The organism is Onishia niordana, assembly GCF_004798965.1.
GTDB classification, from domain to species: Bacteria; Pseudomonadota; Gammaproteobacteria; order Pseudomonadales; family Halomonadaceae; genus Onishia; species Onishia niordana.
This window is the reverse complement of sequence record NZ_SDSD01000090.1, coordinates 1-266: the sequence shown is the minus strand read 5'-3', so window position 1 is coordinate 266 and position 266 is coordinate 1. Positions and strand designations below refer to the sequence as shown.

The 266-nt window shown below is 34.6% G+C and carries 1 protein-coding gene; it reads right to left on the bottom strand.

What is annotated here, in order from left to right; translation table 11 throughout:
* Positions 1-17: 17 nt before the first annotated feature.
* Positions 18-266 (bottom strand): winged helix-turn-helix domain-containing protein (locus ETC27_RS18035; protein WP_136256072.1); only part of this gene is annotated, 249 nt, incomplete at its 5' end.

Genomic DNA, 266 nt, shown 5'->3' with positions numbered 1-266 from the left:
CAATACTCACAGCGAATTTATTTTTCCATTTTGTAGCCAATGCCCCACACCACCTTTAAATATTTTGGATTTTTTGGATTTACTTCTATTTTTTCACGGATTTTTCTTATATGTACAGCTACAGTATTTTCAGCATTAAATCCCGGCTCTTGCCAAACACGTTCATAGATTTCCTTAATAGAGAAAACTTTTCCAGCGTTACAAGCCAATAATTCTGTAATTTTGAATTCTGTGGGTGTTAATTTTATCAGTTCCCCGTCTACTCG